The sequence below is a fragment of the Dyella sp. CR10 genome, assembly GCF_055814425.1.
Genome location: NZ_CP185986.1, coordinates 65,103 through 80,402 on the forward strand (window position 1 = coordinate 65,103; position 15,300 = coordinate 80,402).

The 15,300-nt window shown below is 66.8% G+C and carries 12 protein-coding genes and 1 pseudogene; 7 read left to right on the forward strand and 6 right to left on the reverse strand.

What is annotated here, in order from left to right:
- Nucleotides 1-19: 19 nt before the first annotated feature.
- The gene (locus tag ACNR9O_RS00300) at nucleotides 20-1,552 is read right to left on the reverse strand and encodes an MFS transporter (RefSeq protein ID WP_473684095.1); all 1,533 of its coding nucleotides are present in this window, start codon (nucleotides 1,550-1,552) and stop codon (nucleotides 20-22) included.
- A 257-nt stretch (nucleotides 1,553-1,809) separates the two neighbouring features.
- On the opposite strand from ACNR9O_RS00300, the gene ACNR9O_RS00305 reads away from it, so the two are divergent.
- Nucleotides 1,810-2,679: a LysR family transcriptional regulator gene (locus tag ACNR9O_RS00305; protein ID WP_473684093.1), complete on the forward strand. Its 870-nt coding sequence runs from the start codon at nucleotides 1,810-1,812 to the stop codon at nucleotides 2,677-2,679.
- Between the two features lie 50 nt (nucleotides 2,680-2,729).
- Here the strand turns inward: ACNR9O_RS00305 and ACNR9O_RS00310 are convergent, their stop codons facing one another.
- On the reverse strand, nucleotides 2,730-3,368 hold the full coding sequence (locus ACNR9O_RS00310; protein WP_473684091.1) for a YceI family protein: 639 nt from the start codon (nucleotides 3,366-3,368) through the stop codon (nucleotides 2,730-2,732).
- 238 nt (nucleotides 3,369-3,606) lie between these two features.
- Between ACNR9O_RS00310 and ACNR9O_RS00315 the strand changes: the two genes are divergently transcribed.
- Both ACNR9O_RS00315 and ACNR9O_RS00320 read left to right on the forward strand, forming a co-directional pair.
- The gene (locus tag ACNR9O_RS00315) at nucleotides 3,607-4,518 is read left to right on the forward strand and encodes a winged helix-turn-helix domain-containing protein (RefSeq protein ID WP_473684089.1); all 912 of its coding nucleotides are present in this window, start codon (nucleotides 3,607-3,609) and stop codon (nucleotides 4,516-4,518) included.
- A 5-nt stretch (nucleotides 4,519-4,523) separates the two neighbouring features.
- A complete protein-coding gene (locus ACNR9O_RS00320; RefSeq protein WP_473684087.1) occupies nucleotides 4,524-5,105 on the forward strand; it encodes a hypothetical protein in 582 nt (193 codons plus the stop codon).
- Between the two features lie 18 nt (nucleotides 5,106-5,123).
- Here the strand turns inward: ACNR9O_RS00320 and ACNR9O_RS00325 are convergent, their stop codons facing one another.
- The 3 genes from ACNR9O_RS00325 to ACNR9O_RS00335 all read right to left on the reverse strand — a co-directional run bounded on the left by ACNR9O_RS00325 (nucleotide 5,124) and on the right by ACNR9O_RS00335 (nucleotide 8,016).
- Nucleotides 5,124-5,945: a hypothetical protein gene (locus ACNR9O_RS00325; protein WP_473684085.1), complete on the reverse strand. Its 822-nt coding sequence runs from the start codon at nucleotides 5,943-5,945 to the stop codon at nucleotides 5,124-5,126.
- A gap of 83 nt (nucleotides 5,946-6,028) precedes the next feature.
- Nucleotides 6,029-7,501: an XVIPCD domain-containing protein gene (locus tag ACNR9O_RS00330; RefSeq protein WP_473684082.1), complete on the reverse strand. Its 1,473-nt coding sequence runs from the start codon at nucleotides 7,499-7,501 to the stop codon at nucleotides 6,029-6,031.
- An 11-nt stretch (nucleotides 7,502-7,512) separates the two neighbouring features.
- Nucleotides 7,513-8,016, reverse strand: coding sequence for a hypothetical protein (locus tag ACNR9O_RS00335; RefSeq protein WP_473684079.1), 504 nt, complete (start codon nucleotides 8,014-8,016; stop codon nucleotides 7,513-7,515).
- 372 nt (nucleotides 8,017-8,388) lie between these two features.
- On the opposite strand from ACNR9O_RS00335, the gene ACNR9O_RS00340 reads away from it, so the two are divergent.
- Nucleotides 8,389-8,970 (forward strand): hypothetical protein, encoded by a 582-nt coding sequence (locus ACNR9O_RS00340; protein WP_473684077.1) that lies wholly within the window; start codon nucleotides 8,389-8,391, stop codon nucleotides 8,968-8,970.
- Between the two features lie 68 nt (nucleotides 8,971-9,038).
- Nucleotides 9,039-9,524 carry a hypothetical protein gene (locus ACNR9O_RS00345; protein WP_473684075.1) on the forward strand — a complete coding sequence of 162 codons (486 nt, stop codon included), beginning with the start codon at nucleotides 9,039-9,041 and terminating at the stop codon, nucleotides 9,522-9,524.
- A gap of 43 nt (nucleotides 9,525-9,567) precedes the next feature.
- Here the strand turns inward: ACNR9O_RS00345 and ACNR9O_RS00350 are convergent, their stop codons facing one another.
- A complete protein-coding gene (locus ACNR9O_RS00350) occupies nucleotides 9,568-11,721 on the reverse strand; it encodes a prolyl oligopeptidase family serine peptidase (protein ID WP_473684073.1) in 2,154 nt (717 codons plus the stop codon).
- Between the two features lie 575 nt (nucleotides 11,722-12,296).
- Here ACNR9O_RS00350 and ACNR9O_RS00355 point away from each other — a divergent pair.
- Together ACNR9O_RS00355 and ACNR9O_RS00360 are read left to right on the forward strand one after the other, a co-directional pair.
- Nucleotides 12,297-12,485 carry a DUF6229 family protein gene (locus ACNR9O_RS00355; RefSeq protein ID WP_473684071.1) on the forward strand — a complete coding sequence of 63 codons (189 nt, stop codon included), beginning with the start codon at nucleotides 12,297-12,299 and terminating at the stop codon, nucleotides 12,483-12,485.
- Nucleotides 12,486-12,650: 165 nt separating this feature from the next.
- A pseudogene (locus tag ACNR9O_RS00360) lies at nucleotides 12,651-15,287 on the forward strand (type 2 lanthipeptide synthetase LanM family protein); the annotation flags it as partial.
- Between the last annotated feature and the right edge of the window lie 13 nt (nucleotides 15,288-15,300).

Here is a 15,300-nt window from a genome sequence, read left to right on the forward strand (position 1 = left end):
GCGATACGGCAGCTGACCGTCAGTCGGACTGCACCTGACAGCTCAGCGGCATCGTCGCCGTGCGATGGGCTCCAAACGTCACGAAGCTCGCGATAGCCAACACCCAGGCGCCGGCGCCGCCGTACAGCATCACCCACTGAAAGCCATGGACCAGCGCCTCATGCGCCGCGGCCGCCACCTGTGCGGTCGTACCAGACGACGAGGGCAGGCTGCCTGATGCAATGCTGTTGGCCGCATCGCGCAGCGTCGCCGCATCGAATTGACCAGGCAAAGCCCGCCGGAGCGACGCCAAGATCCCCTCGATCAACAGAAACCCCATCAGCGCGATATTGATCGCCAAGGTAATCAGCCGCGCACTCATGTCGATCCCCGACGCCATCCCCGCGCGTGCGGTCGGCACGGCGCCGGTCGTGGTGTTGGTCACCGGCGTATTGGTCATGCCCAGCCCGATGCCTGCCAGCACGCAGCCGGCCAGCAGCGCGGACAAGCCGAATCCCGCGCCGTGCAGCAGCATCACGAAGAACCCCAGGCCGATGGTGAACAATCCTGCCGGGATGACGGCGCGCGGCTGATAGCGCACGGCCATGCGCTCGGCGAGTGGCGGTACGACCAGCGTCGGCAAGGTATAGGCGAGCAGGGCCAGCCCGGAGGTCACCACGTCGTAGCCGAGCACCGACTGGAAATAGATCGGCAGGTAAATCATGAAAGGCCAGAAGCTGAAGTTCATGCCCATCGAGCCGTACAGCGCACCTGAAAAGGCGCGGATGCGGAACACCGAGAAATCGAACATCGGATGTGCGCGGTGCTTCTCCACGTAGAGAAACGCCGCGAAGCTGATGGCCGTCACCAGCAACGCGCCATAGGCCAGCGGATGCCCCAGGCCGAGCGCGGGCCCCTGCGTGATGAAGAACGTCAGGCCGAACACGGCCAGCGACATCGACACGATGCCCGCCAGGTCCAGGTGCTTGGCGTCCGGATCGCGCGATTCGTCGACGCTCCACGCGATCAGCGCCAGCGTGAGCAGCGCCAGCGGCACCTGGATCAGGAACACCCAGGTCCAGTCGAGCAGCACCGCGATGGCGCTCCCGATCATCGGCCCGAAGCCCAGCCCCACGCCGAAGATGATGCCCCACGCGGCGAACGCGCGGCTGCGCGACGGCCCTTCCTGGAACTGGTGCGACAGCGCGGCGATCTGGCAGATCACCATCGCGCCGCCGGCCATGCCTTGCAGAAAGCGGCTGACGATCAGCACGGACGCGTCGCGCGCCAACCCGCAGGCAAGCGAGGTGATGCCGAAGGCGAGCACGCTCAGCAGAAGCACGCGCTTGCGCCCGTAGCGGTCGGCCAGCGTGCCGGCGGCCATCAGCACGGTGGTGCAGGCGATGGTGTAGGCGTTCATGATCCACTGCGCGCCGCTGAAGCCGGCATGCAGGACGTTCTCGACAGTGGGCAGCACGGCCGGCACGCTGGATATCTCCAGGCCGAACATCAATGCGGCGAGGCAGATGGCGACAGCGGCGACGCCGTTGCGATGGGAAGGGGAAAGAGACACGACGGAGGCTCCGGGCCGAAAGGGCGAATACGGCAGCGCGGCCAGGCAGGCGCCAGCCGGCGGTACGTATCCGCGTGACTCATTGATCGCAGGGAAACAGGCGATGCGCGCCGGATAGGCCGGCGCCAGCTCTTCGACGAGCCCTGCGCGTTGGTGTGCTTGGGCGGGTGCGGCCATTGTCGGCAGGCGCAGCCCATGATGGAAATGAATTGTTTTTGTGGTCACCATGATGGCCCGTCATCAATGCGGTCACCGCCATGGACTTCGATCCCGCCCTGCTGCGTGCCTTCGTCGCCGTCACCGAAGCCGGCGGCTTCACCCGCGCCGCCCAGCGGCTCAACCTCACGCAGTCCGCGATCAGCCATCAGATCCGGCGACTGGAGGAGCAGGTCGGCTGCCAGTTGCTCTACCGCACCACGCGCGCACTGACACTCACCGAAGACGGCCAGGATTTCCTGCAATACGCGCAGAAGATCCTCGACACGCTGGACACCATGGCGCGGCGCTTCCGCCCGTCGCCGATCTCCGGCGTGGTGCGCTTCGGCGTGCTGGAGAATTTCCTCGGCGATCGCCTGCCCACCTTGCTGTGCCAGTTCGGCCGTGCCTTTCCCTCGGTGCGGCTGGACGTGAGCGTGGGCATGAATCTCGACCTGATGCCGATGATCAAGGCAGGCGAACTGGACCTTGCCGTCGTCATGACCGCGCCAGGCGACAAGGAAGGCACGCCACTGCGCCGCACGCAGTTCGTATGGGTCGCGGCCGATACCTTCGATGCCGCCCCCGGCGCATCGCTGCCCTTCGCCTTCTTCCCTTCGCCGTGCATCAACCGCAAGGTCGGCATCGCCGCGCTGGAAGGCAAGGACGTCCCCTGGCACGTGGTGTTCACCTCGCAGAGCCAGCAAGGCATCCGCGCCGCCATCCTCGCCGGGCTCGCGGTCACCGTGCTCGCGCGCGACGACGTCGAACCCGGCATGAAGATCATCGACGGCCAGTACGGCCTGCCGTCGCTGTCCAAGGTGGACTTCACCCTGGTGTGGAGCGCCGGCGGCAAGACGCCGGCGGCGGTGGAGTTCGGGCGGATGATCGAGCAGATGACGGGAGCGGCGAAGGGGCCTGGGCGCGGCTGACCGGGCCGGCACCTGATGTCGCTGGCGGGCCGCCGCGCTTTCCGGGTGGATCATTTTCTCGCCTTGGCGGCTTCCGCGGCGGCCTCTTCGGCATCCGCCTTCAGATAGGCCGCATAGCCCTTGGCCTCATCCGCCTGCGTGGTGATGTGCAACGTCACCTCGTCGCTGACCTGCGGCACGAACTTGCCCAGGCCGAAGTCGGAGCGCTTGAGTGTCGTCGTGGCGTCGAAGCCGACCGCAGGCAGGTGCAGGCGCGGGTTCGTGCCGATCTTGTTGATCGTGACGTCGAGCGTGACGGGCCGGGTCACGCCGCGCAGGGTCAGCTCGCCGATGACTTTGAGGCGATGGGGCGTGCCGGTGGGTTCGACCCGGGTGCTCTTGAAGGTGGCCGTGGGGAAGCGGGCGAGGTCGAAGAATGCGGGCGAGCGGAAATCGTCGTCCAGGTCGGGGATGCCGCTGCTGAGCGTGGCCAGCGGGATGGTCACCAGCACGCTGGCCTTGCGCGGTTCGGCCGGATCGAACACCAGCGTCCCCTCGACCTGGCTGAACTGCGCGGTGGGGTAAGCGAAATCCAGATGGCTCCAGCGGACCGTGCCCACCGTGTGCCTGGGTTCCAGCGTGTACGTGGTGGCCCCCAGCGGACAGGTGGCGAGGGCGAGCGCAAGGGCGAAGGCAGTGCGGCGGATCATGGGCGGGGCTCCTGGTGAGATGGGCGGCACGCGGCAGGCGTGCCCCGGCAATCTGCGCGGAGCCTTGGCGGGAAGTCCTGAAAACAGCGCTGAAATAGCCTGAAAACTTCTGAGCGGACGCCCGCGGCCTTCGGTTGTCGCTCCTTGGCGTTGATGCCACCATCCGGAAGCTATCCACTGGCGGTGATGAACGATGGGGAACGGATCGTCTGATGCTGATCGCTCAATCCGGGGAACCTTGCGTGTCGGCGACTGGCGCGTCGATTCGGCGACGGACCAGCTGTCGCGCGACAGCACCACGGTTCGCGTGGAGGCCCGCACGATGCGGCTGTTGCTGTGCCTGGCCGATCGTGCCGGCGAGGTGGTCAGCATCGACGAGTTGCTGGGGGAGGTCTGGGCCGGTGTCATCGTCACGCCCGATTCGGTCTACCAGGCAGTGACGTCATTGCGCCGCTTGCTGGGGGACGACCCGAAACAGCCGACTTATATCGCTACCGTGCCGCGGCGCGGCTATCGGTTGATCGCACCGGTCGACCTGCAAGCGGACAAGGCGCAGTCGCCCGCGCAGATGCCTGTCGCCAGCACAGTCGAGGCTGTGCAGCCCGATGGCGGTGAAGCCCCGACGAAACGGCAGGCGCTGTCGATGCGCGCTTTGCTTGCCTTTGCGGTCCTTGTGCTCGCCTGCGGCGCGGTCTCGGCCTATTGGCTGGCGCGCGACCACTCCGGCACCGCGTCGACGGCCGCTCTCCCGGGCGCATCGAATCCGCGTTCCATCGCTGTGCTGCCCTTCCTCGATCTCACCGATGCGATGAGCGAGGAACCATTCGCCGACGGCATGACCGAGGAGCTGATCGACAAGCTCAGCACCTTCCCTGGCATGCAGGTATCGGCGCCGACGTCCTCGTTCTACTACAAGAACAAGCAGGTCCCGGTCGCCGACATCGCCCGCTCGCTCGGCGTCGCCTACATCCTCGACGGCAGCGTGCGCCGCTCCGGGACCACCATGCGTGTGGCGGCGCGCCTGGTGCGCGCGGCGGACGGTTTCGTGGTGTGGTCCGCGACGTACGACCGGCCGGCCGGCGACAAGCTCAAGGTGCAGGACGATATCGCGGGCGAGGCGGCGAAGGCATTGACGCCGGCGATAAGGTAGCGGTCATGCTGAAACGATGGATGCGTTATCTGGCGGGAAAGCAGCATGCGGGCGTCCCCATGGATTGCGAGGCTACGATCCGTTGGGTGGCTGCATCCATCCGCGACGAAGCCGAATTTCCCAAGCGGGCGTCTGTAGCGGCGCAGCGGCTGGGGCCGACAGCGATTCTCGAGCTGATGTACCTGTTCCATAGCGAAAGCACGCCGCCTGCGGAGCTCGCAGATCGCTTTCCAGGGCTTGGTGATTGGATGGCCGCGCGCCAGTTCGCCATCTTTGAAATCCTGTATGTCCTGGGAGAACCATCTCTGCCGGCGCTGCGCGAGGTCGCCTTCGGGGAGTACGACTGGACTCAGGGAAATGCCATCGAAATCCTCTGTCGCCTCGCCGCCGATGGCATGCAGCGCGAGGCCATCATCGAAGAGCTGAAGCGCGAACTGCCGCACTTGCGCGAAGAGGCGCTTCTCTACGCCTTCGGTCCGCTGCTGTGGCGAGCGAAGACGAACGCGTCATTGCTTGAAGTCATCGATGAGCTGTCGTCGGTCCCGGAAGTGGCTGATGCGCGGGAACGTCTTCTCAAGAGAAAGTGACCTTCGCAACGCGACTTATCAGCGTTGCTGGGCCGCTGGAACGCCTTTCGCCACTTGTGCCTCCGGCAGCGTGTCGTTCACTCGTCCATCGAAGTCGCGACTATCGACGACTTCGACGCCGACGCGATCATGCGGCAGAAAAACCAGCACGTAGGCTTTGTTCCAGCGCGATCCGTAATGCGGCAGAGTCACCCGCGCCTGCAGCAGTTCGCCGTCGCCGCCGCAATGCGTCACGACCGCAGCGCCACAGGGGGCGACGCGCTGCCATGACACCAGCACGGTCCGTTTGGCCGACCAGCCCGGCGTAACGGTTTCGCTGGGCTGCAGTTCGACCGGCAGATCCGGCGTGAAGTGCTGCCATGCGTAGCCGTCGGGTGCTTGGGTGGGATCCATGAAGAAGCTGATGCTGGAGATGTCGTCCGGTGACCGGTTGGCGATGGCCCAGTGCAGATGCCGGGCTTGCTGCAGTCGCTCATAGGCAGCGCGTCCGCCGAAATGCCAGAGACCGAAGCCCAGCGTGGCGGCGAGCGCCGCGACCGGCAGCAACGACAGCGGGAACCACAAGAACGTAAAGCGCCGGCGGCGCCGCTTGCGCAGCCAGCAACCGCCGAGCACGCCCCCTGCGAGGATCAGCAGCGGCGTGCCGATCGCAATGCCATAGAGCAGGGCCAGCGCGGCGCCCAGCGAGCTCCACGAACCTTGCTGATGGTGTACATCCTCATAGATCGAGACGCCGAAGAACGCCGCGATCGCCAGCAGCAACGCGAAGACCAGGCCGATGAGCAGGCCCAGCCCGATGGCGCGTGGAAGAGAGCGGGGCGAGTCGATCGGCATGGACATGATGGCGGTGAGCGGGATGAGGACTGGCGTGGCCGTTCGTTGCGCAGGTGTCCCGCGGGCCACCGGCCCGCGGGACCGCCCCGTCAGCGACCGCCGATCTGCTGCACCGGTGCCGAATGCTGCTGGCCCTGTGCCTGCGATGGCTGCTGTTGCTGCGCCTGAGCCTGTTGCTGCCCCTGCGCCTGTTCGTGCTGCTGGTACTTGTCCATCGCCTGCGGCCACTGCGCGGCGCTTTGCTCCATCGACGTGTTGGCGGCCGCGGTAGGCACGCTGGTCTGCTTGTCGAAGAAGTGGTCGCGCATGCCGGGCGGCGTCTGCACGGCGAACAGCTTGCTGCCGTCCTGGCTGAGAGCGACCTGGTCGATGCGGCTGAGCCCATCGGCGCGCGCGGAGACCGTGACCGCCGAAGCGAGGTTGTCGCTGTGCTGGTCCGGTGCGCGGCCCAGCTGGCGATCCAGCGCGTGCACGTGTTCGCGCGCCTGCTGGAACATGCCGTGGTCGGGGTGCGACGGATTATCCAGCCGGGTCGCCTTCTGCGGATCGGGCACGTACTTGTTGTCCTCGCGCGTGTCGTGGAAGTGCGACGGCGTCGGCGGGTTGGTGCTCTTGTCGAGGAAGGGCATGGGGCTGCGGTCGACGCCGAGCTGGAGGCCATTCTGCTCGAGCGTCTTGCGGTCCAGCCCGAGCTCGGCGAGGTTGATGCTCATCTGCGACTGTTGATCGGTCGGTCGACCCACGTTGTAGGCGCGTTCGGCCTTGACCGCCTCGCTCACCAGGTCGACACCGTACCAGTTGCCGTACTCCGATGTCCCGCTGGGACCCATCGCCAGACGGTTGTCGGTGAGGATGTTCTTGGTGATGCCTTCGACGTTGCGGTCGTCCAGCGGCATCGTCAGATCGGGGTTGAGGTGGATGTTGGGCTTGAGCGTGTAGGTGTACTTGCCGTTCTGATCGGGCGCGCGATCGATGAAGTTCTGGGCATCGTTGCCATTGCGCTGGTAGATGTCCTCCAGCGTCAGCGGCCCGCGCTTGGCTTCGGCGAACTCCTTGCGCGCCGCGCTCACGTCCGCGTTCCAGCCCGAGACCTGTCCGCTCGCTTCGTCGCGCAGATTCTCCTTGAGCATCTTGCCGATCGCCTGGGTGTAGTCGTGATCGCGCTGCGGAGAGCTGGCGACACGCTCCAGATCTTTCTCGAACGTCTGTCGGGCGCGCTCGATGCGCTCGGCATTCAAGGCGTGCTGCACCTCGTGCCCCAGCGTATTGGTCAGCCCTTCGCGGGCTTGCTGGTAGGCCGGATCGCTGGAGTTGGCGAGGGCGAAGGGCTGGACCTGGACGCTGCGCGTCGCAGGGTCGTACTGGCCGGCGGTTCCGGGATCGCGGCCGTCCATCAGCTGGAAGCTTTCCAGCCGGCCTTCCTTCACGGCGCGGTTGATCTCGTCCGTCATCGCCGGCGAGCGGTCGATCGCGCGACGCAGGTTCTGTTCGTGTTCCGGCAGCACGCCGGGTTGCCTGCCAAAGTCGTCGACGATGGCAAGGGCTTCGGGGGAAAGCGGCATGTGGGGTCTCCTTACCTCACCAGCACGCGGCGGACACAGCGCGTGCCCAGTGCGTTGGCGTCATCCTTGGCCTGGGCATACATGGGATACACCTCGACACGCATGCCCGGCTTGTCGAAGGAGTCGAACTTCCAGCGGCCGTGTTCACCGTACGCGGGATGGCGCATGAAACCCATGCTTTCCAGCGAGGTGGTGAATGCGGCGTAATCCGGATCGCAGCTTTCTACTTCTGTCGCGCCGGCATTCGGCACCGGATCGAAACCCAGTTCCATCTGTGGCACGTCGTGCGGCCGCTGCAGATACCACTGCAGGCCGACGGCCCAGTCGCCGGACAGGCGCTGGCCGAAGCCGAAGCTGCCTTCGCCGGTGTCGTGGACTTGTTTGCCCATCACCCGCGCCATCAGGTCCGGGGTCACGTCCTTCACGTGGTGAATGCCGCGGATCAGCTCCAGCATGCGCTGGAGCGCCTGCGTCGCAGTGAGTTCCTGGGCGGGAGGGGAATTCGGTGTGGTCATCGCGTCATGGTCCTTCACGTCTGCATGAAACATCGCCGGTGAGGCGTCGGGAAACGACAAGGTGCCCGCTACGACAAGGGCACCCATCACCAGCAAGCGTCGGCCTAACCCTGGCCTGGGCGGGTTCACGGGTGTCATGGTGGCACATTCTGGTTGGCATCGAATGGCGGGCGCAACACCTCAGGCCGATCGCGAGCAGGCGTGCGAGGGCCGAAAATGTGAATCAACGCACAGGCTTGCACCTGCTAAGGTTGCCACGAGCCGGCGCGCGCCGGCCGCCATCGGGGGGATGGATGACGTACTTCGAAGTGACGCTTTCGGGGCGCAGGCACGGTCGGCGGGCATCCGGCGCCGATGCGTAAGTGGGGCTTCTTGCTGCTCCTGGTCGTCGTCGGCTGGGGCGCATTGCACTGGTGGCGACATCGGCCGGTGGCCGCACCGCCCGGCGTGCTCGCGCCGGAAGCGCCTGAGCAGGTCGATCTCGATCACGGCGTCCGTTTGCAACGCGGCGATGTCACGCTCACCACGCGCGCGCACTTCGAATTGACCGCGCGCGTACTGTCGCGCGAAGACTATCGCTTCGACGCCGGCGCTTCGCTCGCGCCCGTCGATCTCGTGCTCGGCTGGGGGCGCATGTCCGACAGCGCGGTACTGGCGAAAATCGCCATCTCGCAGTCGAATCGTTTCTACTACTGGCGCGTCGAATCCTTTCCGATCCCGCAACGCGAGATCGAGATCTCCAGCGCCAACATGCACATGATTCCTGCCGACGAGACGGTGCGCCGCGCGCTGGAGCGAATCCGCTCAGGCCAAGTGATTCACCTGGGGGGGGTCCTCGTCGATGCCGACCGGCCGGACGGCTGGCGCTGGCGCACCTCGATGACGCGCGAGGACACGGGCAGCGGGGCGTGCGAGCTGGTGTACGTGGAGGAGATCGGTGCGGTAAGTCCGTGATCGAGACGGGCGTGCGCGCCTCACTTTGCCGTACCCTGCGGGGCACCCCGAACCCACGGAGCATCCCCATGAAAGCCCGGTTCGCCGTTCTGCCGTTCGTCCTCGCAATGCACAGCGCCACGGCGCTCGCGCAACCTCCGGCGGCCTCTCCGTTGCTGGGCCAGTGGGCGGTCGATGTCTCGCGCCTGCCGATGGCGCCGGAGGCGCGGCCCAAGAGCGTCACCTTCACCTTCGCTGACGCTGGCGAAGGCAAGTGGGCGGCGGAGGTCGCGATCGTCGATCCCGCCGGCGTGCAGCTGCGCTCCTTCGCCACCGTCGCTCTCGACGGAACGTCCGTGCCGATCAAGGGCGCCACTCTCGAAGCCGACACGGTGGCCTTGAAGCAGCCGGTGCCGAACGTGCTGATCATGGCGCTGGCCAAAGATGGCCATCCGGCATCGACGCGCATTTACTCAGTCGCCGCCGACGGCAAGACGCTGGTGGAAACCTCCGTCTATGCCGATGACAAAGGCGTACCGATCATGCGCACCTATGAACTGACGCGTATCCGCTAGGCATGCCAGTGGCGCCGCGCCGGAGCGCGGCGCCCGTGGTTGCTCAAGGCACCGGCAGCTGCGCATCCATGAAGGCGAAGATATCCGCATACTCGGCCGCTTCCGCGCCGAGCGAGGTCTGGATGCCGTGGCCGCCGTTCGCGTTGGTGCGAATCCAGATCGGCCGTCCGCTGGTATTGGCGGCGCGGAGTTTCGCGGCGAACTTGCCGGTCTCCCAGGGCGCGACCCGGCTGTCGTTGAGACCCACGTTCAGCATGACCGCGGGATACGCGGTATGCGGCTTGATCTGCTGGTACGGATCCATCGCCAGGATGAAGGGGAAATCCGTCGCTTGCCGCGGGTCGCCCATCTCGCCGATCTGGTTGGCACCGTTGGGTGCTTGCAACAGCCGCACCGGATTGAGCATGGCCACGCGCACCACCGCGGCGCCGAACGCTCCGGGATCATTCACCAGCGCGCCGCCGATCAACAGGCCGCCGGCGCTGCCGGCGCTCAGGCCGGTGCGCTGAGGGCGGCTGTAGCCCAGTTCGCTCAGGCGCGCCACGCCGGCGACGAAATCTTCCACGCCCTTGTGCTTGTTGGCGCCCTTGCCGGCCTGATGCCAGGCCTCGCCTTTCTCGCCGCCGCCGCGCACGTGCGCGATGGCCAGCACGTTGCCGTGCTTGACCCATTCCAGCCGCACGGGAAGAAACGCGGGCGTGATGGGCAGGCCATAGCTGCCGTAGCCGTAGAGGATGGCGCGGTGGCTGCCGTCCAGTGCGGCGTCCTTGCGATGCAGGATGGTCAGCGGCACATGCGTGCCGTCCTTGCTGATCAGCTCGGTCTCGGTCGCCTCGATCATGCTGTAGTCGGCTGGGCTGGCTTCGTCCTGGCCGAGGCTGGCGAACTTGCCGTTGGCCGGGTCGTAGCGCCACGACTTGGGAGGCGTTGTCCAGCCGCGCAGTTCGAGCAGGAAGCCGTCGTGGCGGCTGTCGCCCTGGAACAGCGAAGCGCTGCCGGGGAAAGGCAACGGTACGTTCTGCGCCTTGCCGCTGCGGTAATCGATGCGGCGGACGCCATCGATGCCGTTGCGCGCCACCTTCAGGTACAACGCGTCGCGCGCGGCGATGATGGCCTTGGTGTCGGTGAGCGTCATGCCGACGATGATGTCGTCGTCGTCGAGCGGGAGGACGGGACGCGCATCGGCGAGCGTGGCGTCCGGGCGCGAGAGGTCCAGCGCGAGGAGTTCGCCGTTGGAGTGCTTGCGGCTGGAGATCAGGTAGAGCGTGTCGCCATGCAGGGTGGCGGATTGCACCTGGTCGCTCAGTTGGGCCAGGCAGCGCCATGTCGCGCCGGGCTTGATCGCATCGGCCTGCGGCGCGACGCAATACTGGGTCTCCGGCTGCGCGCCCGTGGCCGTGGCGAGGGCCCAGCGCGAACCGGCAGGGAAATCGACGTCCGGAAAGCGGTTGGAAGGAATCGCGAATGAGGCATTGGCGCCTTCGCCCTTGCCCGCGCGCAGCAGGATGGGATCCTGTGCCGGTGGCGTGCCCAGGCGGTGGAAGCGCAGGCGCATGTCCTGCAGCGGATCGCCGCCGGTGCGCTGGTCGGGCGGTGCCATCTGGGTGTAGGCGAACCCGCTGCCGTCGGGCAGCCAGTCGGCGCCGAACTCGCCCCACACCGGTTCGAGCGCGTCGCCGGTGGGCTTGCCGCTCTTCACGTCGAACACTTCCAGGCGCGTGACCTCGTTGCCGCCCCGGTCGGTATTCACCGCCACTTTGCTGCCGTCCGGCGACGGCGCGTACAGCGTGATCGAGGCATGCGTGCCCTCGCCGAGCGTGGCCGGGTCGAGCAGCACGCGCTCTGTACCGTCGGCCTCGCGCACCATCAGCGCGCCGCTGCCCTGCGCGCTCTGACGGATGAAGAACAGCCGGCCGCTGACCTGGCGCTGAGCGCGATGGATGACGGTGGCGCCGTTGATCTTCTGCAGCGTTTCCTGCCATGCCTTCAGCGTCGGCAGCGCGTCGAGCTTCGCGCGCGTGTCGTCGCCCTGCGCGGCGAGCCATTGCTGGAACTCGGTGTTCTTCTCGCCTTCCATCCAGCGGTAGGGATCGCTCACGGTATGGCCGAACAGCGATTCGACGACATCGACCGTGCGCGCCTTGGGCGGCGCGCTCTCGTGTTGCGCCGCCAGGGCAGGAAGCGAGGCGGCGACCATGCACGTGGCGGCGGCAAGGCATCGGGGGAGGAGCCGGGACTGCGAGAGAGCGAAGCGCATGGCAGGTCCTTGGTGCGCGGAAAGAGTGGGCGAGCTTAGGCGCGGCGCGCGCCGGCACGACATCTGCCAAGCGTCATGTGACGCGTGCCGAATGTGATCGGGATCGCACTGCGCATGGCCGTGCGAACGGCCGCAGTATCGCCGAAGAGCGGGCCAGGCCAAGCGCCATGCGGGATCACATTCCTTTCACGGGGCTGGGTGATTGATAACCGCTCGGATATAACGCGCCTTAAGCACAGGGGTCGTGCTGGATGACCTCGCCTACGCATGCGGGGGGCATTGCGTGATGGAGCAGGCAGGGCAAGTCGGAACGCCGCGACAGGGGAAATCATGAGTACGCATGGGCAGCGAGGCGTGTCGCCTTGCGCTCGCGCGTGCGCGATCGATACAACGCCGCGCCGTTACGTCGCCCGGCGCAATGCACGGACCAGTTTCATCGCAGCCGCGCTCACTGCGATCAAAGCAGTGCGTTCGACCTGAGCGCTTACCCAAACCAAACGTAAGGAGTGACACCAATGCAGACCGACAACATTCTGGAAGGTTGGCTGAAGGGCTCCGATAGCGTGAACGGCTACGCCAATCCGGCGGGCCCGCTGTACACCGAAGGCCAGGCCGCGACGATCGCCGCCGTGACCAGCCCGGAAATCGCGCTGGATACTCGCTGCAGCGGCTGCACGGCTTCGCGCCCGGGCCTCTGCTGTTGATGTGACTTCGCCGCAGCCGTGGCTTGCCACGGCTGCGGACGAGCGATTTCTCATTTCTGCCGGGTGTTGAATATGGGCGACGCGCCGTCGAACGATACGTTCCTTGGGATCATCGATTACCTCACGGCCGACGCCAGGCAATCGATCGCCGAACGCCTCCGCGCGATGTCCGGGCTGAGCGACGACGAAAGCGCGTTGCTGGTGCGCGACGCACAGCAGGCGCTGCGCGACAACGCCGAACGCAAGCTCAATCGCATCCTGCTGCTGGAATTGCACGCCGCCAAGCTCGGCGGGCAGCTCACCGCTACCGACGAGCGGGGCAAGTTCGCGCAATTCGTCGAACTGGCGATGCAGGACGCATTCAAAGCCGCGTTGCGGCGCCGCTACCCGGTACTCGACGAACGGCTCGGCCGCGCGCTCGGCCAGCAGAGCCAGGCCATTGTGACGCTGGTGCAGCGCATGGTCGCCGATCGCGAGGCACTCGCCGAGCTGCTGGGCCAGCCTGCCGGCGCGCTGCGCGGCATCCGGCTCGGGCGTGGCGACGTGCACGAAGGCGGCCAGGCGGTAGCGCAGCTGACCTTCGATGGCGGCAAGGTGATGTACAAGCCGCGGTCGGTACGCATCGACCAGGCGCTGGAAACGTTCCTCGCCGATATCTTTTCCGAAGTGCCGGATCGTATCCGGGTGCCCGCCGCGCTCGATCGCGGAAGCTACGGCTGGACCACGTTCGTCGAGCACCGCTATTGCGCGGGCGAGGACGAACTGAAGACCTTCTATCGCAACATCGGCCATTGGCTTGCGGTGCTGCGCCTGCTCGGCGGCACCGATGTGCATCACGAGAACCTGATCGCCTGCGGTCCCGTGCCTTGCGTGGTGGATATGGAGAGCCTGTTCGTGCCCGAACCGCCGCCGCAAGCATCCGGCCTGGGGCAGGCGGTGGATCTGGCCGACGCGATGATCCGCTCGTCGGTGCTGCGCACGGGGCTGGTGCCGTTCCGCGCGCCGGCGCTGGGTCTGGACGGCGTGGACATCTCGGCGATCGGTGCGCTGCCGGGGCAGCAACCGAAGATCCGCGTGCCGGAAATTGTCAACCACGGCACCACCGAGGCGCGCGTGGGCCTGGTCAGTGTCGACATCGACATGGCCAGCAACCATCCTTGCGAAAACCCGGACATCTCGCGCTACTGGTCGGACATCGTGGCGGGGTTCCAGGCGCTCACCGGCCGTTTCCTCGCCATGCATCGCGAAGGCGCACTGGCGCCCAAGCTCGCGGGTTTCCTCGGCTGCCGCATCCGGCAGATCCAGCGGCCGACGCATATCTACGTCGAGATCATGCGCATGCTGTGGCATCCGGCATCGCTGCACGACGAGCCGGCTGCGATCGAGCGCGCGCGCGATTTGCTGGAAAAGAACTCGGCCGTCTCGCTGGTGGCGTCGAAGGACCCGGTGGTGATCGCGGCCGAGATCGACGATATGCGTTATGGCGACGTGCCAGTGTTCGTCAATGAACTGGACCAGGCGCAGCTCGACGAGATCTTTGGCGCGTGGCAGGCGATGCGGCTCGATCTGGAGGAACTCACCATCCGCGGCGCGCTGGTGACGGCGCATCTCAATGCGCGGCTGAATGACGACAAGCGCGCGCCGTACGACCTGCGCCCGCGTCATCCGAGCGCGAAGGATCTGGATCGCCGGCGGCGCACCATGGCGGCGCTGACCGTGAAGGAGCTGCTCGAACTGTCCGTGCGCGGCGGCGACGGCACGATCACCTGGATCAGCCCGATCCTGGGCCGCAGCGGCTGGGCCATGCGCAGCCTTCAGCCCAACCTGTACGTCGGCCTGTGCGGCGTGGCGACCACACTGGCGGCCTACCGCCGCGAGATGCGCGCGCAGCGCACCGATCCGGTCGAGGGCGTGCAGGAAGCACTCGATGGCGTGCTCAAGGTGCTGCGTGCCACCGAAGAAGCGCGTCCGGTGGAAGCGGTGGGCGGGTATATCGGGGTGGGTTCGCAGATCCTGTCCTGGCTCACCTTGCACGGTTTCCAGCCGCAGTCGGATTTCCTCGCCATGGCGATCCGCCAGGGTGTGGCGATGGCGCAGCGAGACTTCGGCGCGGACCGCAACTTCGACATTCTGGAAGGTGTCGCCGGCGCGATCGTACCGCTGCTGCATCTGGCCGACGCAACTGGCGAGGCCCGCTGGCTAGAGCTGGCGGCGAAGGCTGCGTGGCGGCTGGAAGAAACCGCCATCGTCGATGCGCGCGGCGCGCGCTGGCCAGCCGCCGTGCACGACGAGCCGCTGGGCGGGTTCGCCCACGGTTCCACCGGCATCGGCTGGGTATTGAGCCGCATCGGCCTGAGCCAGGCCGGCACGCGCGCGGATCGCGAGCGCTGGCTGGCGTTGGCCGAGCGCGCGTTCGATTTCGAGGAATCGCTGTATCTGCCCGAGTTCGGCAACTGGCTCGACGTGCGCAAACCCGAGAGCCGCGACTTCCCCAATACCTGGTGCCATGGCAGCGTCGGGATCGGCCTGGCGGCCTGCGATCTGTATGCGCGCACCGGCAGCGAGCGCCATCTGGATACGTTGCGCCGCGCGGTGCAGGCGGCCCGGCGCGGCGGCTGGGGCTACAGCCACACGCTGTGCCACGGCGATCTGAGCATGTGGGAGCTGATGATGCGCGCGAGCAAGCTCGCGCCGGAGCTGCTGCCACCGGAGGCGATGCCGGGCAGCGCGGTGATCCTGTCGAGCATCGAGGAGCACGGCATCGTCGGCGGCCTGGCCAGGGACGCGTTCACGCCGGGCCTGATGAGCGGCATTT

Bases quoted from the DNA above. Each gene is read 5' to 3' on its own strand.
- ACNR9O_RS00320 (WP_473684087.1), top strand. From the start codon at position 4,524: ATGCTGAAACGATGGATGCGTTATCTGGCGGGAAAGCAGCATGCGGGC.
- ACNR9O_RS00330 (WP_473684082.1), bottom strand. From the start codon at position 7,501: ATGCCGCTTTCCCCCGAAGCCCTTGCCATCGTCGACGACTTTGGCAGG.
- ACNR9O_RS00345 (WP_473684075.1), top strand. From the start codon at position 9,039: ATGAAAGCCCGGTTCGCCGTTCTGCCGTTCGTCCTCGCAATGCACAGC.
- ACNR9O_RS00335 (WP_473684079.1), bottom strand. From the start codon at position 8,016: ATGACCACACCGAATTCCCCTCCCGCCCAGGAACTCACTGCGACGCAG.
- ACNR9O_RS00305 (WP_473684093.1), top strand. From the start codon at position 1,810: ATGGACTTCGATCCCGCCCTGCTGCGTGCCTTCGTCGCCGTCACCGAA.
- ACNR9O_RS00350 (WP_473684073.1), bottom strand. From the start codon at position 11,721: ATGGTCGCCGCCTCGCTTCCTGCCCTGGCGGCGCAACACGAGAGCGCG.
- ACNR9O_RS00325 (WP_473684085.1), bottom strand. From the start codon at position 5,945: ATGTCCATGCCGATCGACTCGCCCCGCTCTCTTCCACGCGCCATCGGG.
- ACNR9O_RS00355 (WP_473684071.1), top strand. From the start codon at position 12,297: ATGCAGACCGACAACATTCTGGAAGGTTGGCTGAAGGGCTCCGATAGC.
- ACNR9O_RS00310 (WP_473684091.1), bottom strand. From the start codon at position 3,368: ATGATCCGCCGCACTGCCTTCGCCCTTGCGCTCGCCCTCGCCACCTGT.